The sequence below is a fragment of the Cognatundibacterium griseum genome, assembly GCF_014284195.1.
In the GTDB taxonomy this organism is placed as follows: domain Bacteria; phylum Pseudomonadota; class Gammaproteobacteria; order Burkholderiales; family Burkholderiaceae_D; genus Undibacterium; species Undibacterium griseum.
The window spans coordinates 321503-344676 of record NZ_JACOGC010000005.1 but is presented as its reverse complement, the minus strand read 5'-3'; the positions used below and the strand labels follow the sequence as shown (position 1 = coordinate 344676).

Sequence of the window (23174 nt, the reverse complement as noted above, 5' to 3'; positions counted from 1 at the left end):
AACGCTCAGATCAGTTCGATATTTTCCAGATTCAGATAGCTGGTCTCGCGGATGATTTCCACAAAATCCGCGAGATAGGCTTTTTCACTCAGTTCTGGCTGGCAGGCGGCATACAACCTGCCTGTCAGACCTTGCGGAGTAATCCGCTTTCCCAGCACGTAATGCCGGTTCAGATAATTCTGTGCTGCCCATAGCGGCAGTGTGGCAATGCCGCGTTTGCTGGCGACCAGTTGCAGCATGGCGACGGTCAGCTCGGTAGTGCGCCGGGCAGCCGGTTCGATGTTTGCCGGTTTCAGCACCTGACGGACAATATCGAGCATCTCGTCCGGCACCGGATAGGTAATCAGGGTTTCATCCGCAAAATCTTCGGCCTGCAAAATGTCTTTTTTCGCCAGTGCATGATCCTTTGCAATCAGTGCCACGATTTCAAACCGGAACAGCGGGTGGTAAGCAACGCTCTCCGCATGATCGATTTCCGACACAATCGCGACGTCCGCCTTGTGCTGATACAGCAGCCCCACCGGGTCAGCCTGAAAGCCGGAAACGATATCCAGCTCGACCTCCGGCCAGCGCTGACGAAACACATCCATTGCCGGCATTAGCCAGTCAAAGCAGGTATGGCATTCCACCGCAATCCGCAACTGGCCGGCGACACCCTGCGCCAGCCGCGCCAGATCACGTTCGGTGTTGGCTGTCAGCGGCAGCACCTGATCCGCCAGTTGCAGCAAACGTTCACCGGCTGGTGTAAAGCGCAGCGGTGTTGACTTGCGTTCAAACAAAGCGACGCCGTAATGGTCTTCCAGCAGTTTTACCTGATGAGATAACGCGGATTGCGTCACATTGAGCAGCGTCGCTGCCCGTAACAGATTACCTGCCTCACGTAAAGCCTGCAGGGTTTTGAGATGACGTAGTTCGAGTATCGATTGCATTATGAATGAAATTCAAGTTAATTCTTAAAATATGTCGTTTGAATAATAATCCTCTTTCTTTCATGATGGAAGCACGATGAACGAAATAAGGATCAAAACATGACACAGGCACATATTCTGGGGTTCCCGCGCATCGGTGCGCAGCGTGAACTGAAATTTGCACTGGAAGCCTACTGGCGCGGCGATGTGACTGCTGCTACTTTGCAGGAAACCGGGCGTGAATTACGGCTCCGGCACTGGCAGCAGCAGGCGGGTGCGGGGTTGGATATGGTGACGGTCGGCGATTTTGCCTGGTATGACCAGGTGCTCAATACGCTGACTTTGCTGGGTGCTCTGCCGGAGAGATTCGGCTTTAATGCCGCGGCACTGACGCTGGACGATTATTTTGTTGCCGCGCGTGGCAATACGCAGCATGTGGCCATGGAAATGACGAAATGGTTTGATACCAATTACCACTATCTGGTGCCGGAGTGGACGGCAGACACCTCATTTGATGGCGGCGCGGACTGGTTGTTTGATGAACTGGCTGAAGCGCAGGCAAACGGGTACCGGGCGAAAGTGGTGCTGCTTGGTCCATTGAGCCTGCTGTATCTGGGGAAGGTGAAGCAGGGGCTGCAGCATCCGCTGGAGTTGCTGGTACGTTTGCTTCCCGCCTATCAGCGCGTGTTGGCACGTTTGCTGGCTGCCGGGGTGGAGTGGGTGCAACTGGATGAGCCCATACTCGCGCTGGAGCTGGCGCCGCAGTGGCTGGATGCTTTCCCAGTGGCTTACCGGCTGCTGGCAGCGCAGTCGCCCAAAATATTGCTGGCGACTTATTTTGAGTCTGTACAGGACAGAGCCGCTTTGCTGCACGCGTTGCCGGTGGCTGGGGTGCATCTGGATTTGGTCAGGGCGCCGCAGCAACTGGAATCCTTATTGCCTGACTGGCCGGCTGGCCGGGTGTTGTCGGCAGGAGTGGTCGATGGGCGCAATATCTGGCGTGCTGATTTGTCCCATCTGCTGGAATGGCTGAAACCGGTGCAGGCCAGATTGGGCGATGACTTATGGATTGCTGCCAGCTGTTCCTTGCAGCACGTACCGGTTGATCTGGAGGCTGAAACAGCGCTGGATGCCGATATTCGTGACTGGCTGGCATTTGCAGTGCAAAAGCTGGCTGAAATTCAGGCTTTGAAGCAAGCACTGATACATGCTGCCGCACCGGTCGGAAAGGTCATTCATGCCGCAGTTGCGGCGCAGTTTGCCGCTGCTGACCGGGCGCTTGCGCAACGGCGTCATTCGTCGCGCATTCATAATCCGCTGGTGCAGAAACGGCTGGCGCAGGTGACGGCCGCCGATGCGGAGCGCAGCAGCGTGTTTTCCCAACGCATTATCGGACAACAGCAACGTTTTCAGTTACCACTGTTTCCGACCACGACGATTGGCTCTTTTCCCCAGACCGCGGCTATCCGTCAGGCGCGGGCAGCGTATAAACGCGGAGCGCTGGCGCATCTCGATTATCTGGAGGCGATGCGTGCCGAAATCCGCCATGTGATCGGACAACAGCTGGCGCTCGATATCGATGTGCTGGTGCATGGTGAGCCGGAACGGAACGACATGGTGGAATATTTTGGCGAACAGTTGTGGGGATATGCATTCACCCTGAATGGATGGGTGCAGAGTTACGGGTCGCGCTGTGTGAAGCCGCCTGTGATCTATGGCGATGTATACCGGCCGGAAGAAATGACAGTCAGCTGGAGCCGCTATGCACAGAGCCTGACTGTACGACCCGTCAAGGGCATGCTGACTGGCCCGGTGACGATGCTGCAATGGTCATTCGTGCGGGACGATCAGCCGCGTGCGCTGACTGCCTTGCAGATTGCGCTGGCTTTGCGCGATGAGGTGAGTGATCTGGAAAAAGCGGGCATTGGCATGATACAGATAGACGAACCGGCTTTCCGCGAGGGCTTGCCGCTGAAGAAGCGCGACTGGGCTGCGTATCTGGACTGGGCGGTGCATGCTTTCAGGGTCTGCTCGGCAGGCGTGCGGGACGAGACCCAGATTCATACGCACATGTGCTATTCCGAGTTTAACGATATCCTGCCCTGGATTGCCGCAATGGATGCCGATGTCATCACGATTGAAACTTCCCGTTCGGATATGGAATTGCTGGATGGCTTTGGCAGTTTTTCTTATCCGAACGAGATCGGCCCCGGTGTGTACGACATCCATTCGCCACGCATTCCCCGCGTTAGTGAGATGCAGCGGCTGCTGGAAAAAGCGCGCAGTGTGATTCCTGACAGTCGCTTATGGGTCAACCCGGATTGCGGCCTGAAGACCCGCGGCTGGCCGGAAACATTAGCTGCACTGGGGAACATGGTACAGGCAGCGAAGCTGTTGCGGGCAGCAGTGTCTGAGAGTGAGGAACTCGAACAGGCCGGGTGCTGCTGAGAGCGGCTGAACCTGGGCTCAGCACGCAGCAGACACAGCCTGTCCAGAGGGGCTGCTGTGCCGCACGGTATTCCGCTTGAGTCCGGGTGGCGACATCCGTCATAATCGGGGCATGATCTTCACGTCCTTTGATTTTACTGTGCAGGCGGCATGATGCTGATTGATACCCATTGCCATCTGGATGCCAGCGAATTTGCCGGTGCGTCGCTTGCCATTGCTGATGCGGCGGCGGGTGCCGGTGTGTCCGGTATCGTGCTGCCCGCGGTGCATAAGAATAATTTTGCAGCAGTGACGGGGCTGGCGCACCAGCATCCTGCCTGCTTTTATGCACTGGGTATTCATCCGATGTATGTGGCCGTTTCGCAGGAGCAGGATCTGGTGTTTTTGCGTGAACAAGTCGCACAGCGCCTGCAGGCGGGATGTGAAGACCGGCGTCTGGTGGCGATCGGTGAAATCGGGCTGGATTATTTTGTGCCCGAGCTGACCCAAAGTCCGTTGCGGGAAAAACAGAAATTTTTTTATACCGAGCAATTAAAAATTGCACGTGATTTTGATTTGCCGGTCTTGCTGCATGTGCGCCGTTCACTCGACATCATTCTGAAATATCTGCGCCGTTTTCCTGTGACAGGCGGCATTGCCCACGCGTTCAATGGCAGCATCCAGCAGGCGGAATCGCTGATCGCGCTGAATTTCCGCCTTGGTTTTGGCGGTGCAATGACGTTTACCCGTGCCTTGCAGATCCGGCGGCTGGCAGCCGGATTGCCGCTGGAGTCGATTGTGCTGGAGACCGATGCGCCGGATATTCCTCCCAGCTGGCTGCAGGATCAGCACAACAGTCCGGAACAATTGCCGCACATTGCCCGGGTGCTGGCAGAGCTGCGGGGCCTGTCTGTACATGAGATCGCCGCGGCAACGACCCGGAACGCCTTCGCAGTTCTGCCGCGTATGATGATTCCTGCTTCACTGGCCGGCTGATGCGCACGGCTTGTCTCGGTGTGGTGGCTGGCGCTGCGCTGCTGCAACAGCAAGCGCATTTGCCGCAACCGTCCCAGCTGGCCTGGCTCCTGGCGTTGCTGTTGCCTGGTTTGCTTCTGTTCCGCCGCATACCGCGATTTTTGGAAATACGGCGTGCAGGTGCCGCAAATGCCGGGCGGCTGCTTGCCGTTTTCCTGCTATCTGCCTTAGCGGGATTTCTCTGGGCCGCCCTATTAGCGCATGCGGCCATGCGGCAACAGCTGCCAGTAGCATGGGAAGGGCGCGACCTGAGCGTTACCGGAACAGTCGCCAGCCTGCCTTTGCAACTGGCTCAGGGACAGCGTTTTGATTTTACCGTCGAGGATTGGCAGGACAGTGCTTTGACGCCACAGGAAAGGCAAAATCTGCCGCAGAAGCTGAGCCTGTCCTGGTATGCCATGAATAATGGCTTCGGTATGCAGAGTCAAAACATCAGCCCGGACTGGCAGATGGTGCAGCCCGGCCAGCGCTGGCAGTTGCGTGTGCGCCTGAAACGACCGCATGGCAATGCGAATCCCGATGGCTTTGATTATGAAGTCTGGTTGCTGGAGCAGGGAATCCGCGCAACGGGAACCGTGAGAAATGCCGCAGAAGCCGATGGCGCAGCATCGCCGCCAAACCGGAAACTGCAGGAATTTGTCTGGAGTGCCGGCAATCTGGTGGAGCGCAGCCGCGCATTGCTCCGGGCGCGAATGCATGCTGCGTTGCCGGATGCGCCGTATGCCGGCGTCATCGTGGCGCTGGTGATCGGTGATCAGCGTGAGATTCCACAGTCGGACTGGACAGTATTCAACCGGGTCGGGATTGGTCATCTGATCAGTATCTCCGGGTTGCACATCACGATGGTGGCAGGCATGTTTGCATGGCTGATGTCGTGGTTGTGGCGCCGCTCATTTTTCCTTGATCTCGTCTTGCCTTTACGGATTCCGGCGCAGAAAATTGCTGCGCTGGCAGGCGCGCTGATGGCGGTTCTGTACGTGGCGCTGGCAGGTTTTGGCGTGCCGGCACAGCGGACAATGGTGATGCTGCTGGTGGTGGCAGTGGCGATGTGGAACGGACGCATCACGCGGATATCTTCCGTGCTGTGCCTGGCGCTGGCTGCAGTGGTGCTGGCTGATCCCTGGGCAGTGCTGTCCCCGGGTTATTGGCTGTCGTTTGCTGCAGTTGGCGTCATCATTTACGCCGCTGGCAGCGGAGGTGAAATGCAGGAAGTCCATGGGCCGGGCGGTAACGCGTCAGACAGCAGGCGCCGCCGCTGGCATGCCACCCTGAATGCGGCAGCCCGCACGCAATATGCCGTCACGGTGGGGCTGGTGCCATTGACGATGTTATTGTTCGGCCAGATTTCACTCATCAGTCCGGTTGCCAATGCAGTGGCAATCCCGCTGATCAGCCTGGTGGTGACGCCCATGTCCTTGCTGGGCAGTATTGCGCCTGCTCCGTTATCAGGATGGCTGCTGCTGGCCGCCCACGGATTGGTGCAAATACTGGCAGGCGTGCTGGGCTGGTGCAGTCAGTTACCATTTGCGGTCTGGAATGCAGCCTTGCCATCCTGGTGGATTTTTGTTCTGGCGCTGGCCGGAATCGTATGGCTGCTGGCGCCGCGCGGCTGGCCGATGCGCTGGCTCGGCGCTGTTTGCTGCCTGCCGTTACTGCTGGTGCCACCTGAGCCGGTGGCGCAGGGGAAAATGCGGGTGACGGCATTTGATGTCGGTCAGGGCATGGCTTTGCTGCTGGAAACCGCGCAACACCGCTTACTCTACGACACCGGCCCGTTTTACGCACCGGGTTCGGATGGCGGTAGCCGGGTGATTCTGCCATTTCTGAAATCTCACGGCATCCACCAGCTCGATATGCTGATGGTGTCGCATCAGGATAGTGATCACTCCGGTGGTGCGCTGAGTATTCTGCAGCAACTGCCTGTCACGCTCGTCAGCAGCTCGCTCAGGGAAGATGCGCCGCTGGTATTGCAGGCAAAGGCGCACCGGCGCTGTATCAGCGGGCAGTCATGGGAATGGGATGGCGTGCAATTCGAGATATTGCAACCCGTTTCCGCCAGTTACGAGAGCAGCAAATGGAAATCCAATGCCCGCAGCTGCACACTGAAAGTGTCGGCACCTGATTTTTCCATGCTGCTGCCCGGTGACATCGAAGCCACGCAGGAGGACGAACTGATCCATATGCAGCCGGAAAAACTGCGCGCCGATGTGTTGCTGGCGCCACACCACGGCAGCGGCACATCTTCCACACCGGCGTTTCTGCGTGCAGTCAGTCCGGCACTGGCGATCTTTCAGGTCGGTTATCTGAATCGCTACCATCATCCCAAACCGGAGGTGTTTCAGCGTTATGCCGATTTTGGAATAAATCGTCTAAGAACCGATGAATCAGGTGCAATCACGCTGGAATTCGGCGCATCATTGCATGTTTCCAGATTCCGGCAGGCGCATGCGCGTTACTGGTACGATCAGTAAGAACGCGCTGAACGCGCCATCATCCGATCCGGATCAGGCATACCCAGACAGGCAAAACAGATATCAATCATCAACACCAATCAGGCAGGCATTACACATTCAACCCGATATGATGGAATCCCCGGTAAAACCAATTATTCATTTCGTTCACGGCAACAGCTTCCCCTCCGGGACATACCGTGTTTTTCTGGAACAGCTTAGTGAGCGCTACACGGTGTGGACTACCGATATGGTCGGTCATGATCCGAAATATCCTGTCACCGATGGCTGGCGCTTTCTGGTGCAGGAACTGATCGATACCTTGTCTGCCCGTTATAGCGAACCGGTGATTCTGGTTGGGCATTCTCTCGGCGGCATCCTGTCGCTGATGGCGGCCCGCGCCCGCCCTGATCTCGTCAGGGCAGTGGTGGTGCTGGATTCGCCGATTGTTGCCGGCTGGCGTGCTTTCCTGCTCAGAATGTTTAAATGGCTGAAGTTGGACAAAAAGTTTTCCCCGGCCCGCTTTGCTGAAAAACGCAAACATATCTGGAAGGATAAAGAAGCCGCGTACCAGCATTTTTCCTCTAAAGAGATCTTTGCGATCTGGCCCCCTGAAGTCTTGTGGGATTATCTGCATGCCGGCCTTGAACCTTGTCCTGAAGGGGTGACGCTGCGTTTTAAACGCGAAGTGGAAACGGCGATTTACCGGACACTGCCGCATGGACTGGGACGGCTGGTGCGCCGTCCGCCTGCGATGCCGGTGGGTTTTGTCGGCGGCACGGAATCGATAGAATGCGCGCAGGCTGGAGATTTTTATACCCGGCAACTGATGGAGCCGCATTACACGCTGATTCAGGGCGGGCATCTGATCCCGATGGAAGCCCCGGAAAAAACCGCCGGGGCCGTCTTGGCGATGCTCGATTCTTTTCAATTACAGGCAGTGAAACAGACATGATGACCAGAAAATTTTTAGTATTTGCTGTGTGTTCCCCGTTATGGCTGAGCAGCGCTGCGGTGCTGGCTGCAGACAGCGACAATATTTTTTCGTGGCAGGAAATGCAGCAGGCACGGGCTCAGGGAAAATCGGTCTGGCAACTTGAAATCGAGAATGACAGTCTGCTGCTGAACCGGGACGACCGTTACTACACCAGCGGTATTCATTTGCAGCAGACCAGCTATCTCCGGTCTGATCTGGAAGTCTCCGAATATGGCTGGCGTTTCGGGCAGGATTTATACACCCCGACCGATATCAAGCTACCGCCTTCCCAGATTCCGGCGATTGACCATCCTTATACCGGCTGGCTGTATGCCGGCATGTTTCATCAGAAAACAGCAGCCACAGGCCGCAGCTGGCGTGTCGGGCTGGACCTCGGCTGCTCCGGTCATTGCGCCGGCGGTGAATGGACGCAAAATCATCTGCACTGGCTGATTCAGCAGCCTTTGCCGCAAGGCTGGAGCACTCAATACCGCAGCGAATTTGGCGCAATCCTGTCAGGCGAGTACTCGCCGGGGCGTTTGCTCCCCTTTTCGGGTACTGATCTGACGCCACGCATCAAAGCCCGTTTCGGTAATGTCATCACCGATGCCGGCGCCCAGCTGGAATTCCGTGCCGGGCAACTGAATGCCTTACCGTATCAGCCGGCAAGCTATGGTTTTGCACGCATCGCGGCCAGTGTGACCGGATATAACGCTACGATTGAAGGTGGATACTTCAATCACGAAATTCCTAAAGTTCACGCAAAGCATAGCGGCGGAGAAATTGAGGCAGGCTATCTGTGGCAAGGTGACCGTTATGCCCTGAGTGCTTCGATTATCCGGCGTGCCAATGAAATCAAGGAAGTTTCCAATGCCGTCGGTGCGCAGAATTTTGTCAGATTGCAATTTTCTTGCATGATGTAAAATCAAAAAAACAAACTGAAGGGCAGGGGGAATTCGTGGACATGCGTCAGAGTGATGTATAATTCGAATTTCCCGCTTGTGCCGTCCGGCACCTTCTGCAATGACTAAGTTTGTATTCGTTACGGGGGGCGTAGTCTCCTCACTGGGCAAAGGCATCGCCGCTGCCTCTCTCGCTGCGATCCTTGAATCGCGCGGCCTCAAAGTCACCATGCTCAAACTGGATCCGTATATCAATGTTGATCCTGGCACCATGAGCCCATTCCAGCACGGCGAAGTTTTTGTGACCGACGACGGCGCAGAAACCGATCTGGATCTGGGACACTATGAACGCTTCATCAGCTCCAAGATGAAGAAAGTCAATAATTTCACTACCGGCCAGATTTACGAATCCGTGATTCGCAAAGAGCGGCGCGGTGAATACCTCGGCAAAACCGTGCAGGTGATTCCGCATATCACCAACGAAATCCAGGAATTCATACATCGCGGTGCTGCCGGCGCCGATGTTGCGCTGGTCGAAATCGGCGGCACGGTTGGTGATATCGAGTCGCTGCCTTTCCTCGAAGCTGCCCGTCAACTGAGCCTGCGTGCAGGCCGCAGCGCTGCTGCATTTGTTCATCTGACGCTGGTACCTTATGTCGCAGCTGCCGGTGAACTGAAAACCAAGCCGACCCAGCACAGCGTACAAAAATTGCGCGAAATCGGTATTTTCCCGGACGCCTTGTTGTGCCGTGCCGACCGCCGTATTCCCGATGATGAACGTGCGAAAATTTCGCTGTTCGCGAATATCCCGGAAGAAGGTGTGATCTCAGTCTGGGATGCGGACACCATCTACAAGATTCCGCAAATGCTGCACGATCAGGGACTTGATAAGATCGTTTGCGATGCGCTGGGACTGAATCCTAAGCCAGCGGACTTGTCGATGTGGGACAAACTCATTTATGCGCTGGAAAACCCGAAAGAAGAAGTAACGATCGGCATGGTTGGCAAATACGTTGATCTGACCGAATCGTATAAGTCGCTGACCGAAGCGCTGCGTCACGCCGGCATCCACACCGAAAGCCGCGTCAACATTGAGTATGTGGACTCGGAAGAAATCGAAGCGCAAGGCACAAAGTCGCTGGAAAAATACGATGCGATTCTGGTGCCCGGTGGTTTTGGCAAGCGCGGTGTTGAAGGCAAAATCATGGCAGCCCGCTATGCCCGCGAAAATAAAATCCCTTACCTCGGCATCTGCCTCGGCATGCAGGTTGCGCTGATTGAGTACGCGCGCCACATGGCAGGTCTGACGATGGCAAATTCCACGGAGTTTGATCCTGAAACAGAGCAGCCGGTGGTTGCCCTGATTAATGAATGGAAAAATCAGGACGGAAAAGTTGAAACGCGTGACGAGAATTCCGATCTTGGCGGCACCATGCGTCTGGGCGCACAAACCTGCGCGATCAAGCCTGGTACGCTGGCTGCAGAAATCTACGGCAATGTTGTGACTGAGCGCCACCGTCATCGTTACGAAGCCAATAATCATTATCTGGGCCGTGTTGAAGCTGCTGGCCTGGTGGTGTCGTCGCGCACTGCAACAGAAGACCTGTGCGAAATCATGGAATTGCCGCGTGATGTGCATCCTTTCTATCTCGGCGTTCAGTATCATCCGGAATTCAAATCAACACCGCGTGATGGTCATCCGCTGTTTATCGCATTTGCCAGAGCAGCGCTCGCCCACAAAAAGGCACAAGGAAAATAAAGCATGAAATTATGCGGATTTGATGTTGGTCTTGACCATCCCTTTTTCCTGATCGCCGGTCCTTGCGTGATCGAGTCGGAACAGATGGCGTTCGATACAGCTGGCACACTGAAGGAAATGACACAGGAGCTCGGTATTCCCTTTATCTACAAATCATCGTTTGATAAAGCGAATCGTTCTTCGGGTACTTCCTTCCGTGGTTTAGGCATGGACAAAGGGCTGGAGATACTGGGAAAAGTCAAAGAGCAGATTGGCGTACCAGTTCTTACCGACATTCATGCGATCGATGAAATCGCACCAGTCGCTGCGGTGGTGGATGTGCTGCAGACGCCGGCGTTTCTGTGCCGTCAGACCGATTTTATCGAAGCCTGCGGCCGTTCCGGAAAACCTGTGAACATCAAAAAAGGCCAGTTCCTGGCGCCGCATGACATGATCAATGTGATCGCCAAAGCGCGTGCTGCCGCCAAAGCGGCAGGCATGAATGAAGATAATTTCATGGCTTGCGAGCGTGGCGTCTCATTTGGTTACAACAACCTGGTATCGGATATGCGTTCGCTCGCTATCATGCGGGAAACCAATTGCCCGGTCGTATTCGATGCCACGCATTCGGTGCAGTTGCCAGGTGGCCAGGGCACATCGTCCGGCGGTCAGCGTGAATTCGTGCCGGTGCTGGCGCGTGCTGCCGTCGCGGTTGGTATTTCCGGCCTGTTCATGGAAACTCATCCGAATCCGGCCGAGGCAAAATCTGACGGACCGAACGCGGTGCCATTAGGTCGCATGAAAGAATTACTGACAACGCTGATCGATCTGGATCGTGTCGTCAAGAAGAATGGATTTCTGGAATCCAGTTTCAGTTAATTGATGTTGGCAGACTTCGTTTTCGTGACGGTAACCTGTCGCGAAACGACGAAGCGCGTTGATGTTTCCGGAATCCGGGTGGAATGAGCATCCTGCCGCATCAGGTTCCGGCGCTTCGCAGCATGTCACCCACATCTGCGGTCTGCTCAGGTCAGCGCTGTTTTTTACTTTGTTCGCAATATTGATCGTTTAGGAGAATTGAATGAGTGCCATCGTTGATATTATCGGCCGTGAAATTATTGATTCACGCGGTAACCCAACTGTTGAGTGTGATGTATTGCTGGAATCCGGTGTCATGGGTCGTGCTGCTGTCCCGTCCGGAGCTTCGACTGGCTCTCGCGAAGCGATTGAATTGCGCGACGGCGACAAATCACGCTATCTGGGTAAGGGCGTTTTGAAAGCCTGCGAGCACATCAATACCGAAATCGCAGAAGCGATCATGGGTCTGGATGCCAACGAACAGGCTTTCCTTGACCGTACGCTGATTGATCTGGACGGTACTGAAAACAAGGGCCGTCTCGGCGCAAATGCGATGCTGGCTGTTTCTATGGCTGTTGCCAAAGCGGCCGCTGAAGAGGCTGGTCTGCCACTGTACCGCTATTTCGGCGGTTCCGGCGCGATGCAGTTGCCCGTGCCAATGATGAACGTCATCAACGGCGGCGCGCATGCTGACAATAACCTCGATATTCAGGAATTCATGATTATCCCGGTTGGTGCGCCGACTTTCCGTGAAGCGATCCGCTACGGTGCGGAAGTATTCCATGCGCTGAAAAAAATTCTGCACGATAAAAATCTGACGACAGCCGTTGGTGATGAAGGTGGTTTTGCTCCTTCCGTTGATAATCACGAATCCGCGATCAAGTTGATCATTCAGGCGATTGAAGCAGCCGGCTATGAGCCTGGAACACAGATTGCCCTGGGTCTGGATTGCGCCGCTTCTGAATTCTACAAAGACGGCAAATATCATCTGGAAGGTGAAGGCCTGACTCTCTCTGCAGCCGATTTCACCAATCTGCTGGCGACCTGGGTTGATAAATACCCTATCATTTCGATCGAAGATGCGATGGCTGAAGGCGACTGGGAAGGCTGGGCGATTCTGACGGAAAAACTCGGCAAGAAAGTCCAGCTGGTCGGTGATGACCTGTTCGTGACCAATACCAAGATTCTGAAAGAAGGTATTCAGAAAGGGATTGCGAATTCTATCCTGATCAAGATCAATCAGATCGGCACGCTGACGGAAACTTTTGCTGCGATTGAAATGGCCAAACGCGCGGGTTATACCGCTGTGATTTCCCATCGTTCCGGTGAAACAGAGGACAGCACAATCGCTGATATCGCGGTTGGTCTGAATGCTTTGCAGATCAAGACAGGTTCCATGTCCCGTTCCGACCGTATGGCAAAATACAATCAGCTGCTGCGTATTGAGGAAGACCTGGGAGAAATCGCCAGTTATCCTGGCCGTGACGCCTTCTATAATCTGAAGTAATCTGGTATCTTAAAAAAGGGGAACAAGGTTCCCCTTTTTTCTGGCAGTGAGTTATCCGTGAATCTGATTCCGATGTGAGTTTTTGTGCGCCTGATTACCGTTTCTTTTGCTGTGCTGTTATTGCTGATCCAATACCCCTTGTGGCTGGGTAAGGGTGGCTGGCTGCGTGTCTGGGAATTTGAGCGCCAGGTTGCGCAGGCGCAGGGCCGTAATGAAAAACTCAGGGAACGTAATGCCAAGCTGGAATCTGAAGTTTCGGACTTGAAAACCGGTACTGATTCGGTTGAGGAACGGGCCCGTTTTGAACTGGGTATGATTAAAAAAGACGAGATTTTCGTCCAGATTCTCGATCCGCGCGCACCGGCTTCTTCCGTCGCAGCCATGCCCGCCGGTAATTCCCCTGACCTGCATTAATCCTTCCTTCGTATACCTCATATGGTTCGGACATGGCTCAGCTGTGTTGATCTACCCATGTATTGACATGGTTGTCGCTGCAACCCATGCAGGGCTTATGTTGGCATAAACTGACATAAACACGACCATGAACTGCGGCAGCGCTATCTGGCTGAAAACGCTCAAAATATTGCACTCAATAAAGAAAGTACCTTTCATTTATCGGGCTATCATAGAGACACTTCATTCAGTCATGGTCGTTATCTGTATTTTGCCCCGTTGGTAACTGTATGGGGTTTAACATTACGGTGACGGTCACTATCCGGAGTCTATCTATGTTGCGTGTCATTGGTATCGTCGGTGCAGGAGCAATGGGCAAGGGAATCGCCCAGTTAATCGCGCAGTCAGGTTTTCAGGTGCTGTTATTTGACAGCACTCCCGAGGTCGCGGACAAGGCTAAGCAAGCGCTTTTTGCGCAGTGGGATCAACTGGAGCAGAAGCAGAAAATTACTCCCCATGTCGCAGCCACCGCCAGGTCGCATCTTCATGTCGTGGAGACACTTGAGGCGATGCACGCCTGCGATCTGGTGATTGAAGCGATTATCGAAAAACTGGATGTGAAACAGCAGTTATTCCGTCAGCTCGACCAGATCGTGAGCGATGAATGCATTCTCGCGACCAACACCTCATCTTTGTCCGTTACCGCCATTGCTGCAGGCAGCCGTTTGCCGTCACGTGTGGCAGGACTGCATTTTTTTAATCCTGTACCGCTGATGAAGGTGGTGGAGGTCATTAACGGTCTGTTGACGGCACCTCATGTCGCTCCGTTGCTACAGGCGCTGATGAGTGAAACAGGTCATGCCGCAGTGCTCGCAAAAGATACGCCGGGATTTATCGTGAACCATGCCGGGCGTGGGTATGTGACGGAAGCCTTGCGAATATTGCAGGAAAATGTGGCAGATTCTACAGAAATCGATCAGATCATGCGCGGGGCGGCAGGATTTCGCCTCGGCCCGTTTGAGCTGATGGATCTGACCGGGCTGGATGTGTCGCATCCGGTCATGGAGTCGATTTACCATCAGTATTATGAAGAACCGCGTTACCGGCCGAATTATATCGCCGCGCAAAGGGTGCAGGCGGGTGTGCTGGGACGTAAGACAGGGCAGGGGTTTTATTCTTATCCGCCGGTTCCCGAAGCCCCGCTGCTGCCGCAGGAGACGGTTTGGCAGGGGCGTATCTGGCTCAGTCCGGAAAATCCGCTGGCGCTGGATGCATTGAACGATCTGTGTGAGCGGATTGGTATTGCTGTGGATTATGGCCATCTGCCAGCAGCAGATGCTGTTGCTGTTGTGAGTCCCGATGGTGAGGATGTCAGTACCTGCGTAGCCCGGCTTGGGCTGAATCCACGGCGTACCATTGGCATTGACAGCCTGAATGCTTGTCACGGTCATCTGACCCTGATGCTGAATCCGGCGACTGAGCTGCAGCTGGCACACGGTGTTCAGCTTCGCTGCGCTCAGCATGGAATGCCGGCAACACTGATTCAGGACAGTGCCGGTTTCGTCGTGCAGCGTGTGCTGGCGACCATTATCAACATTGCCTGCGATATCGTGCAGCAGGGGATCTGCAGCCCGCAGGATCTGGATCAGGCGGTGGTGGCAGGACTGGCTTATCCGTTTGGACCGCTGGCATGGGGAGACAAACTGGGGCCATCGCGTATACTATCTGTCTTGCGCAACATGCATGACAGTACCGGTGATCCGCGTTATCGTCCGAGCCCCTGGCTGGTCAGACGCGCCCAGTTGGGGTTGTCGTTGCTGCATGTGGCGGAAAGATAAAAACAAAGAGTAAAAAAACACAGGCTCAAGAGCAGAATACAGTCATGCCGGCGGTATTCTGCTGTCACTATGAAAATCAGATTCAGGAGAAAATCAGATGGCCAAAGCAGTATTCAGTTGGGAAGATCCGTTGTTATTGTCGTCGCAGTTGAGCGAAGAAGAGCGTATGGTGCAGGAAGCCGCCCGTGCTTATTGTGAAGAAAAACTGGCACCACGTGTTCTGGATGCTTTCCGTCACGAGCGCACTGATCCGACGATTTTCCGTGAAATGGGTGAGCTTGGCCTGCTGGGCTCGACGATTCCGGCTGAGTACGGCGGTGCGGGTCTGAACTATGTCTGCTACGGTCTGGTGGCACGTGAGGTAGAACGTATCGACTCTGGCTACCGCTCCATGATGAGCGTGCAGAGTTCGCTGGTGATGGTGCCGATCAACGAATTTGGCAGCGAGGCACAGAAGCAGAAATATCTGCCGAAACTCGCCAGCGGCGAATGGATAGGCTGCTTCGGCCTGACTGAGCCGAATCATGGTTCCGATCCTGGCAGTATGGTGACCAGAGCTAAAACCGTACCTGGCGGTTATGCGCTGAGTGGCGCAAAAATGTGGATTACCAACAGCCCGATTGCCGACGTGTTTGTCGTCTGGGCAAAAACCGATGATGGCCGTATCCGCGGCTTCATTCTTGAAAAAGGCTGGGAAGGGCTGACGGCACCTGCGATTCATGGCAAGGTCGGCTTGCGTGCTTCTATTACTGGCGAAATCGTGATGGATGAAGTTTTTGTGCCGGAAGAAAATCTGCTGCCGCATGTGGAAGGTCTGAAGGGACCGTTTACCTGCCTGAATTCTGCGCGCTATGGTATTGCCTGGGGCGCCCTGGGAGCGGCTGAGTTCTGCTGGCATACGGCGCGTCAGTACACGCTTGACCGCACACAATTCGGCAGACCACTGGCAGCCAATCAGCTGGTGCAGAAAAAACTGGCGGATATGCAGACAGAAATCACCCTCGGTTTACAAGGCTGTCTGCGGCTGGGAAGAATGAAGGACGAAGGTACTGCGGCTGTTGAGATCACTTCCATCATGAAGCGCAACTCCTGCGGTAAATCACTGGAAATCGCACGTGTTGCCCGTGATATGCTGGGCGGCAACGGGATTTCTGATGAATTCGGTATTGCCCGCCATCTGGTGAACCTGGAAGTGGTGAATACCTACGAAGGTACCCACGATATCCATGCGCTGATCCTGGGCCGGGCACAAACTGGCATCGCTGCTTTCTGATGACGCCAGGAGTTTTCTGATTGAAAAAACGCACATCACTGTGCGTTTTTTTATTGCCAATGGGTTTTACGCGGTTCCCTTCTGGTGTTCGCTGATATGTCGTATCGGCGATGCCGCGAATGCGATGAAAACGATCACGATCAGGATGCCTCCGCACAGCAAAAACAGCTGCGGTAAAGACAGACTGCGCATCAGCCATCCGGTCAGCGCCGACGACACCGGGCCGATACCGAGAAAAATAAACATGAACATGCTCATCGCACGTCCCATCATCTGCGGCGGTACCTGTGTCTGTATCCAGGTGAAAACTGCCACCTGCAGATACCCCCCGAGGCTGGCAATCAAGACCAGTAACAGCATGGCTTGCCAGCTGTGATGAATCAGTCCCAGCGGCATGAATAACAGGCCGACAACCAGATCAATCAGCAGCAGCGTGCGCCCCAGATTGCCGAGCCGCATACCGGGGCGTATGCCAGATATCAGCATGCCGAGCAAGGTGCCGGCACCGTGCGCACCGCTCAGCAGCCCCAGCGTTCCGGCGCTGTTATTCAACTGGGTTGCCAGCAAAGGCATTGCCAGCTGCATTGGCCCCATGATGAAAAAAGCGATCGCTGACCAGTACAGAAAACAGATGCGCAATTCTTTCAGTTCCCAGCAAAAACGCAGGCCATCCCATACCTGATGCAGGAGATGCCGGGTTTGCTTGTCGTCGTGTGGCGGTTTGGATAAGTTCCGGGTAACAACCTGGCGTAATGTCCAGGCAGAAATGGCATAGCTGAGGCAGTCCGTCAGAAAAGCTGCAGCCAGTCCATAGGAATCCGTCACCGGAAACTGTTTGCTGCTGGCCATCAGCGAGATCATCAGACCTGCCAGCACAGGGCCGGCAAACATGGTGAGTTGTCGCAGACTCAGCATGATGCTGTTCGCAATGGGAAACTGCGCAGGTTCTACCACATGCGGCAACATGGAAGTCCCCGCAGGAATGCTGAATGCGGTGGAAATACCGAGCCCCAGCGCAAAGCCATATACCATCCACAGCTGAAGCTCCCCGCTCAGTAAGATGGCAGATAGCAATCCCAGCAATGTCGTATTAATGTATTTGGTCAGCATCATGACCCGCTTTGGTGAATAACGGTCAACAATCGCACCTCCCAGCAGAATGAAGACAGCACGCGGGATTCCCAGCAGTGCCAGCACAATGCCGAGTGCCAGCGGATCTGAGGATAATCTCAGCACCAGCCAGGGCAGGGCAATCAGGGTGAACTGGTCTCCAAGCATGGAGATCATGCCGCCGCTGATCAGCCAGCGGAAAGAATGATTGGACAGCAAGGCTGCGCGCGGTGATAGCGGTGGGGTTGGCATGGCAGATTTTTCCATCAACTTTTCCATTTCTGATTCTGATTGATTGTTAATGCTTATTCTTCTTTTGCTGCAGCTTGCCGGAGTTGTGCTTCAAGATGCATCAGGCCTTCCCGCGCATAGCGCATCAGGCCGTCAGACAGGCCGCCGCCGAGGAGAACACCGGTTTCCTGGCGATGGATGTCACGCACTTTCTGTACGACCTGCATGTCATTGCCCCAGGCATCCAGAAACAGGCTGCGCCATTGCAGGAATAAAGGCTGCATCTCGTCGTTCACCGCCGGGATACCTGCCAGCATTTTTTCCCGGATATCGGAAAACAGGGTATTCCAGGCATCTGCATTCTGAAACGATGATGTTTTAAAAAAGCGCAACTCTTTTTCCGTCAGATAACGGTGGTAGATGCCATACCGGACTTCGATGGATGCCATGCTGATATAGTCCATCAGTTCACCATCCACGCCTGTCAATGCCTGAATTCCCGGTTCATTTCTGTGCAGGCGCGACAGATGCAGTAAATAGCGCGGCATGTTTGGCATCGCGTTATTCATGGCGCTGATCCAGCGGACTGCCAGATCCTGTGCTGCCGGATCGGAAGCTGGAAGCTGTCTTTCCATCAGCGCGTGGGCTTCCGCAATCAATGGACGGATGGCCTGATCGAGTAACTGTTTCTGCTGACCTGAGCGTAACCAGTGCAATTCTTCCGAGGTGAAATAGCGGTCTGCAACACTGTACATTTCCAGCGCCAGCAACCAGTCATCCAGTGGCAGTTGCTCGTCCGCTTCAAGCAGATGGTGCAAAGTCTGCAAACGCTGCTGTAATAACTGCTGCTTTTTGATTTGCTGATCCAGTATTTCCAGCTGTTCGCTAATCAATGCCTGCAAGCCGGTTGGTTCCCGGTCAATCAGGGTGGCGATCTCGGCCAACGGTAAATGCAGGCGGCGTAAGGTTTGTATCCGGAACAGACGGGTAATATCTTCCCGGTTATACAGACGGTAGCCCGCATCTGAACGGGCGGTAGGACGCAACAGTCCTATGCTGTCGTAATGATGCAAAGTACGTACTGTCAGCCCGGCGCGTTTTGCCAGCTCTCCGATCTTGAGTCGCATGGGTGCTTTCTGCTTTTCGTCATCGCAATAATCCAATGGCTGATACTATAAAGCCTGACGTTACGTCATGGTCAAGGGTTTGATGCTGACAACAGTTTCTGTAGCGGTCGGGGAAAGGCTGGCAGGATGGGTGCTGATGTGCGGTAGCCCATCAGCATTGCCGGAAAGGAGGCAGCAGTAACTTAGAGGAGAGCAGCCACTGCTGACGCTGTGATGATCAGTGCTTCATATTGCTGGCAGGCTGGGTACCGTCTGCCAGTGTGCTGGTGACAAACAGTTGGGCACAGTCTACCGGATCGAAGGCGTAATGCTGACCGCAGAAATCACAGTTGATGTCGATTTTCCCGAGTTCGGCGAGGGTATTCTCAATTTCCGTACTGCCCAGCATTTTTAACATGTCACCGACTTTTTCCCGGGTGCAGCTGCAATGGAACACCGGATGCAGTGGATCAAACACCCGCAGCGTCTGTTCCCAGAACAGGCGGTGCATCAGCGTGCTGATGTTGTGCTCCAGCATTTCTCCGCGTTTCAGTGTGTCTCCGAGCATCACTGCATGGTCCCAGGCCTCTTCGGGATTTTCTGTCTTTACTTCGATACCGCCGGTATGGGGCAGTTTTTGCAGCAGCAGACCGCGGGCTACCTGATTGTCGGCAGCCAGCCAGAGTTTGGTATCGAGCTGTTCGGAGCGCAGCATATAGTTTTCGATGATAGTGGCAATGTTATCGCCATCCAGCGGCACGATACCCTGATAGGCCTGCTGACCAGGCAGTTTATCGTTAGGGTCCAGCGTAATCACGAAACGTCCCTGTCCATGTGCATGAACCAGATCGCGCAGGGTCTCATGGTCTTCAATGACGGCATCGTCGGCCAGCTTGGCCGTGGCTCGCAGGCGCAGCTGATCGTCGCATTCCACGACCATCAGTTTGACCGGGCCATCGCCGTGAATCTGCATAATCATCGTGCCGTCGAATTTCAGATTCGCAGATAACAACGCTGAAGCCGCCATCAGTTCACCCAGAACGATTTGTACCGCTTTTGGATAAGTGCGGTGTGACTGCATTTGCTGCCATGCCGTTTCCAGTTCCACCAGTTCGCCGCGGACGCCGGCGTGTTCAAACATAAATTTTTGTAAAGTATCAGTCATAGTGCGATTGTGTACGATCCCAGGGGACCGGGGTAAAGCGGATGGACAGAGCCAGTCTGATTGCGTCAGAACCGGCGCTGGTCCGGAAAAATTAGTCGATGCGGCGCAATTGCGTTTTGTAAAGCTGGCCGCGTTGTGCGTAGTTAGCGGTATTCATGTGCATCCGCATGCGGTCATCGTCGTTGAGTTGGCGGACAGCTTTGGCTGGTGAACCGATGATCAGCGAATTGTCCGGAAATTCTTTACCTTCGGTAACCAGTGCTCCTGCGCCGACCAGGCAGTTTTTTCCTATTTTAGCGCCATTCAGAATCACCGCCTGAATTCCGATCAGCGATCCTTCGCCGATAGTGCAGCCGTGCAGCATCGCCTGATGACCAACCGTCACATTGGGACCGATCGTCAAAGGAAACCCGGGATCGGTATGCAGAATACAAGCTTCCTGCACATTGCTGTTTTTACTGACAGTGATTAATTCATTGTCACCGCGGATGGTGACGTCAAACCAGATGCTGGCTCTGGCTTCAATGCGGACTTTGCCAATGATTTTTGCCGTATCGGTAATGTAAGCAGAGGCATCGATTTCCGGTGCGATATCACCTAATTGGTAGATGGGCATAATAATTCCGTAAAATAGCGGCTGAAAAAACTGCTTTCGTCCACAGGTCCAGAAAACAGCCTGATGGCAGAAACCAGCGCGACTGATTGCAATGGCATCAAGGGAATGATTGTGGACGGTACTTTGCCCTGATGTTGACTGGAATCATCCCGGAAACGCTATTTTAACGCTCCGCGCCCTGCTGTGCCGGAGTCATGCACTGATATGAACGATTTGAATACTGAAGTGATGATGGAGTTACGTCACGAAGCCCTGCTGGCGTTGCTTGATTGCGATACCGGCAGCAAGTGCCGGCGTGTGCTGGCTATCTCCGATACGGTGACGCTCGACACCTGTTGTCAGATCATGGCTCCGGAAGGTATTCCCGGCCGCCCGGCGAAACCGGAACTGGTCGCACCCGGTCAGGTCGGACGTCGTGCCATGCATACCGTGGAAGGCCGGGCAGTGCTGATTCATGCGCTGGCACACATTGAGTTGAATGCAGTTAACCTGGCCTGCGATATCCTCTGGCGTTTTCCCGGTATGCCAGAACGCTTTTACCGCGACTGGCTGAAAGTGGCCAGGGAAGAGGCCTATCATTTTCAACTGCTGGAAACGCATTTGCAGGCGCTGGGTTACGCCTACGGTGACTTTACAGCGCATAACAGTTTATGGGAAATGGCAGCAAAAACCAGTCAGGATCTGATTGCCCGGCTCGCGCTGGTGCCGCGCACACTGGAGGCGCGCGGACTGGATGTGACACCTGGCGTTGCCGCCAAACTGGCGCAGGCCGGAGATCAGGTGGCTGCCGATATTCTGGACATTATTTACCGCGATGAAATTGGCCATGTCGCCATCGGTAACGACTGGTATAAAACATTGTGTCAGCAACAGCAGCTTGATCCGGTCGCCACTTATGCCGTGCTGGCCGAAAAATACAAAGCCCCGCGTTTGCGCGGACCTTTCAATCTGGAGGGAAGGCGTGCTGCCGGTTTTGATGAAAATGAGCTGATGGCGCTGACGCAAATGCCTGCGAACCGGCCATCTGCGGCCGAATAAACGCATCAGTACCAATACCTCCGGGTATTCCAGTTCAGACGCAGCAGCGATGAATGAGCGCTGATCATGTATTCCAGACTGCCGCGTTCAGCGCACTTCTGAGCGGAAACTGATTTTTTACTAGTTGCGTGGTGTTGAACTGTTTCAGTGAGCTATTCAGTCGCCGGCATGAATGCTGCCTATACCCTCGACGCTTTTCACCAGTTGTTTCGGATTTCCGTAATAGGTCAGGGTGCCGATACCCTGCACGTTGGCATTCAGTTTTTCGCGGGCGTTGACCGAAACTGCGCCAATGCCTTCCACATTCACATCGGCCCGCTCCGCCACCAGATCTTTGGTTTCAACCAGTCCGACACCTTGTGCGCGCAACCGCAGATATTTTGTCTTTCCCGTTGCAACCAGCATACCTGCACCTTCATATGACAACTCAAAATCATCGCTGTTAATATTGATCAGCCTGGTCAGGCCGGCGCCTTCCATTTTGAAGCGGTTGAGTTGCGGAACGGTAATGATGACTTGCGCATCATCCGAGATATGGATGTTGTGCTTTTCCTTGTAAGACAGAATGAGTTCATTACCGATCACTTCAGTGATCACTCTGGAAGCAAATTTTTCATTGCCTTTAATGGTAATTGACTGCGTTTTACCGACTTCCACCGTCACATTCATCGCACTGCGGCTTTTGATGACATTAAAGCTGGCGACATTGCGGGTGAAATCTTCCGCTATCGCGGCGTGGCAGAATAAAAACGCAGAGAAAAACAGGCCAGACAGCGTGACAGCAGAACGGTTTGGTTGAGTGCACATCGTGTTCTCCAGAGAAAGTAAGTGAAACCGGAGTCAGCCGGGATAAAGCGATTATCTGCCTGCGCCACCGGTGCTGAAACCTTCTTGCGACAAAGTGCAAAATTCGTGGTGCAGAATGCTTTTTTGGCAGGAATGCAATCAGCAATCTGCGCTTGCTGCATCGGCTGCAAGGTCTTTAGGGTGGTTGGCGTGCCGTTCAAAATACAGCATATCCATCCACTTTCCGTTTCGCAGCAAGGCGGAATGTGCGTGGCCAAATTGGGTGAAACTGCATTTCCGCATGATGGCCAGGGACGAATGATTATCCGCGATGACCATTGCTTCAATGCGCCACAGGCCGAGTGTTGCAAAGGCATGTTGCACTACCGCGTTAACGGCTTCGGTGGCGTAACCCTGTCCGCCATGGCGGGCGCTGAAACGATAGCCCAGGGTCGCCCTGAAATAATCTTTCTTTTCAATGCCGCGCAGAGTGATGCGACCAACAATTTCATCTCCATTCCATGCCAGGTAGTGCAATTCCTGTTGGGCTTGCGCCTGCCACTGTGCTTGCCGCAGGCTCTCGCGAACATTTTCAGGCGTGTAGAATGCCGCGCCGCGACTGGCGATCCATTGTTCGAAGTGCCCCCGGTTTTCCAGCTCAAAAGCAAGCAGGGCAGTACTGTCATCGGTGTGGGCCAGGCGTATGTGGAGGCGGGCTGAGGAAATCATTGCAGAATGCTGTTCCGGATATTGTAGAAGCGATAGCTCCGGCAAAAATGTATTTCACCGGACAGATGTGTTTAAATAATACGGCTGC

19 protein-coding genes are annotated in these 23174 nt (G+C 54.3%); 12 read left to right on the top strand and 7 right to left on the bottom strand.

Annotated elements, in window-relative coordinates; all coding sequences use genetic code 11:
- Positions 1-5 precede the first annotated feature (5 nt).
- Positions 6-932: a LysR family transcriptional regulator gene (locus tag H8K27_RS13870; protein ID WP_329604403.1), complete on the bottom strand. Its 927-nt coding sequence runs from the start codon at positions 930-932 to the stop codon at positions 6-8.
- 96 nt (positions 933-1028) lie between these two features.
- On the opposite strand from H8K27_RS13870, the gene metE reads away from it, so the two are divergent.
- From metE to H8K27_RS13815, 11 genes are all read left to right on the top strand, one after another.
- A complete protein-coding gene (gene metE / locus H8K27_RS13865; protein ID WP_186863756.1) occupies positions 1029-3356 on the top strand; it encodes a 5-methyltetrahydropteroyltriglutamate--homocysteine S-methyltransferase in 2328 nt (775 codons plus the stop codon).
- A 153-nt stretch (positions 3357-3509) separates the two neighbouring features.
- Positions 3510-4331: a TatD family hydrolase gene (locus H8K27_RS13860; protein WP_186863798.1), complete on the top strand. Its 822-nt coding sequence runs from the start codon at positions 3510-3512 to the stop codon at positions 4329-4331.
- Positions 4331-6841, top strand: a complete 2511-nt coding sequence (locus H8K27_RS13855) for a DNA internalization-related competence protein ComEC/Rec2 (protein ID WP_186863755.1) — start codon at positions 4331-4333, stop codon at positions 6839-6841. The genes H8K27_RS13860 and H8K27_RS13855 overlap by 1 nt, the downstream gene beginning before the upstream one ends.
- Before the next feature lie 109 nt (positions 6842-6950).
- Complete coding sequence (locus tag H8K27_RS13850) at positions 6951-7775, top strand: alpha/beta fold hydrolase (RefSeq protein WP_230419319.1); 825 nt, start codon at positions 6951-6953, stop codon at positions 7773-7775.
- Positions 7772-8719: a lipid A deacylase LpxR family protein gene (locus H8K27_RS13845; RefSeq protein ID WP_186863754.1), complete on the top strand. Its 948-nt coding sequence runs from the start codon at positions 7772-7774 to the stop codon at positions 8717-8719. The genes H8K27_RS13850 and H8K27_RS13845 overlap by 4 nt, the downstream gene beginning before the upstream one ends.
- A 100-nt stretch (positions 8720-8819) precedes the next feature.
- Positions 8820-10457, top strand: a complete 1638-nt coding sequence (locus H8K27_RS13840; protein ID WP_186863753.1) for a CTP synthase — start codon at positions 8820-8822, stop codon at positions 10455-10457.
- Between the two features lie 3 nt (positions 10458-10460).
- On the top strand, positions 10461-11315 hold the full coding sequence (gene kdsA, locus H8K27_RS13835) for a 3-deoxy-8-phosphooctulonate synthase (protein WP_186863752.1): 855 nt from the start codon (positions 10461-10463) through the stop codon (positions 11313-11315).
- A 202-nt stretch (positions 11316-11517) separates the two neighbouring features.
- Positions 11518-12801: a phosphopyruvate hydratase gene (gene eno / locus H8K27_RS13830; RefSeq protein WP_186863751.1), complete on the top strand. Its 1284-nt coding sequence runs from the start codon at positions 11518-11520 to the stop codon at positions 12799-12801.
- Between the two features lie 84 nt (positions 12802-12885).
- Positions 12886-13215 (top strand): cell division protein FtsB, encoded by a 330-nt coding sequence (ftsB, locus tag H8K27_RS13825; protein ID WP_186863750.1) that lies wholly within the window; start codon positions 12886-12888, stop codon positions 13213-13215.
- A gap of 314 nt (positions 13216-13529) precedes the next feature.
- Complete coding sequence (locus H8K27_RS13820) at positions 13530-15032, top strand: 3-hydroxyacyl-CoA dehydrogenase (RefSeq protein WP_230419315.1); 1503 nt, start codon at positions 13530-13532, stop codon at positions 15030-15032.
- A 97-nt stretch (positions 15033-15129) separates the two neighbouring features.
- Positions 15130-16305 carry an acyl-CoA dehydrogenase gene (locus tag H8K27_RS13815; RefSeq protein ID WP_186863748.1) on the top strand — a complete coding sequence of 392 codons (1176 nt, stop codon included), beginning with the start codon at positions 15130-15132 and terminating at the stop codon, positions 16303-16305.
- Between the two features lie 66 nt (positions 16306-16371).
- Here the strand turns inward: H8K27_RS13815 and H8K27_RS13810 are convergent, their stop codons facing one another.
- The 4 genes from H8K27_RS13810 to H8K27_RS13795 all read right to left on the bottom strand — a co-directional run bounded on the left by H8K27_RS13810 (position 16372) and on the right by H8K27_RS13795 (position 20533).
- A complete protein-coding gene (locus H8K27_RS13810; protein WP_230419313.1) occupies positions 16372-17682 on the bottom strand; it encodes an MFS transporter in 1311 nt (436 codons plus the stop codon).
- 38 nt (positions 17683-17720) lie between these two features.
- Positions 17721-18773 carry a MerR family transcriptional regulator gene (locus H8K27_RS13805; protein ID WP_186863747.1) on the bottom strand — a complete coding sequence of 351 codons (1053 nt, stop codon included), beginning with the start codon at positions 18771-18773 and terminating at the stop codon, positions 17721-17723.
- Positions 18774-18990: 217 nt separating this feature from the next.
- The gene (gene hslO / locus H8K27_RS13800; RefSeq protein ID WP_186863746.1) at positions 18991-19917 is read right to left on the bottom strand and encodes an Hsp33 family molecular chaperone HslO; all 927 of its coding nucleotides are present in this window, start codon (positions 19915-19917) and stop codon (positions 18991-18993) included.
- Positions 19918-20008: 91 nt separating this feature from the next.
- A complete protein-coding gene (locus H8K27_RS13795) occupies positions 20009-20533 on the bottom strand; it encodes a gamma carbonic anhydrase family protein (protein ID WP_186863745.1) in 525 nt (174 codons plus the stop codon).
- A 204-nt stretch (positions 20534-20737) separates the two neighbouring features.
- On the opposite strand from H8K27_RS13795, the gene H8K27_RS13790 reads away from it, so the two are divergent.
- Complete coding sequence (locus tag H8K27_RS13790; protein ID WP_230419310.1) at positions 20738-21571, top strand: ferritin-like domain-containing protein; 834 nt, start codon at positions 20738-20740, stop codon at positions 21569-21571.
- Between the two features lie 156 nt (positions 21572-21727).
- Here the strand turns inward: H8K27_RS13790 and H8K27_RS13785 are convergent, their stop codons facing one another.
- The gene (locus H8K27_RS13785) at positions 21728-22378 is read right to left on the bottom strand and encodes a head GIN domain-containing protein (protein ID WP_186863744.1); all 651 of its coding nucleotides are present in this window, start codon (positions 22376-22378) and stop codon (positions 21728-21730) included.
- 138 nt (positions 22379-22516) lie between these two features.
- Positions 22517-23086: a GNAT family N-acetyltransferase gene (locus H8K27_RS13780; protein ID WP_186863743.1), complete on the bottom strand. Its 570-nt coding sequence runs from the start codon at positions 23084-23086 to the stop codon at positions 22517-22519.
- Positions 23087-23174: the final 88 nt, after the last annotated feature.

Coding starts and splice junctions, on each gene's coding strand:
- hslO (WP_186863746.1), bottom strand. CDS start 19,917: ATGACTGATACTTTACAAAAATTTATGTTTGAACACGCCGGCGTCCGC.
- H8K27_RS13855 (WP_186863755.1), top strand. CDS start 4,331: ATGCGCACGGCTTGTCTCGGTGTGGTGGCTGGCGCTGCGCTGCTGCAA.
- H8K27_RS13780 (WP_186863743.1), bottom strand. CDS start 23,086: ATGATTTCCTCAGCCCGCCTCCACATACGCCTGGCCCACACCGATGAC.
- eno (WP_186863751.1), top strand. CDS start 11,518: ATGAGTGCCATCGTTGATATTATCGGCCGTGAAATTATTGATTCACGC.
- H8K27_RS13790 (WP_230419310.1), top strand. CDS start 20,738: ATGAACGATTTGAATACTGAAGTGATGATGGAGTTACGTCACGAAGCC.
- H8K27_RS13805 (WP_186863747.1), bottom strand. CDS start 18,773: ATGCGACTCAAGATCGGAGAGCTGGCAAAACGCGCCGGGCTGACAGTA.
- H8K27_RS13810 (WP_230419313.1), bottom strand. CDS start 17,682: ATGGAAAAATCTGCCATGCCAACCCCACCGCTATCACCGCGCGCAGCC.
- H8K27_RS13840 (WP_186863753.1), top strand. CDS start 8,820: ATGACTAAGTTTGTATTCGTTACGGGGGGCGTAGTCTCCTCACTGGGC.
- kdsA (WP_186863752.1), top strand. CDS start 10,461: ATGAAATTATGCGGATTTGATGTTGGTCTTGACCATCCCTTTTTCCTG.
- H8K27_RS13795 (WP_186863745.1), bottom strand. CDS start 20,533: ATGCCCATCTACCAATTAGGTGATATCGCACCGGAAATCGATGCCTCT.
- H8K27_RS13850 (WP_230419319.1), top strand. CDS start 6,951: ATGATGGAATCCCCGGTAAAACCAATTATTCATTTCGTTCACGGCAAC.
- H8K27_RS13860 (WP_186863798.1), top strand. CDS start 3,510: ATGCTGATTGATACCCATTGCCATCTGGATGCCAGCGAATTTGCCGGT.
- H8K27_RS13785 (WP_186863744.1), bottom strand. CDS start 22,378: ATGTGCACTCAACCAAACCGTTCTGCTGTCACGCTGTCTGGCCTGTTT.
- H8K27_RS13820 (WP_230419315.1), top strand. CDS start 13,530: ATGTTGCGTGTCATTGGTATCGTCGGTGCAGGAGCAATGGGCAAGGGA.
- H8K27_RS13845 (WP_186863754.1), top strand. CDS start 7,772: ATGATGACCAGAAAATTTTTAGTATTTGCTGTGTGTTCCCCGTTATGG.
- H8K27_RS13815 (WP_186863748.1), top strand. CDS start 15,130: ATGGCCAAAGCAGTATTCAGTTGGGAAGATCCGTTGTTATTGTCGTCG.
- metE (WP_186863756.1), top strand. CDS start 1,029: ATGACACAGGCACATATTCTGGGGTTCCCGCGCATCGGTGCGCAGCGT.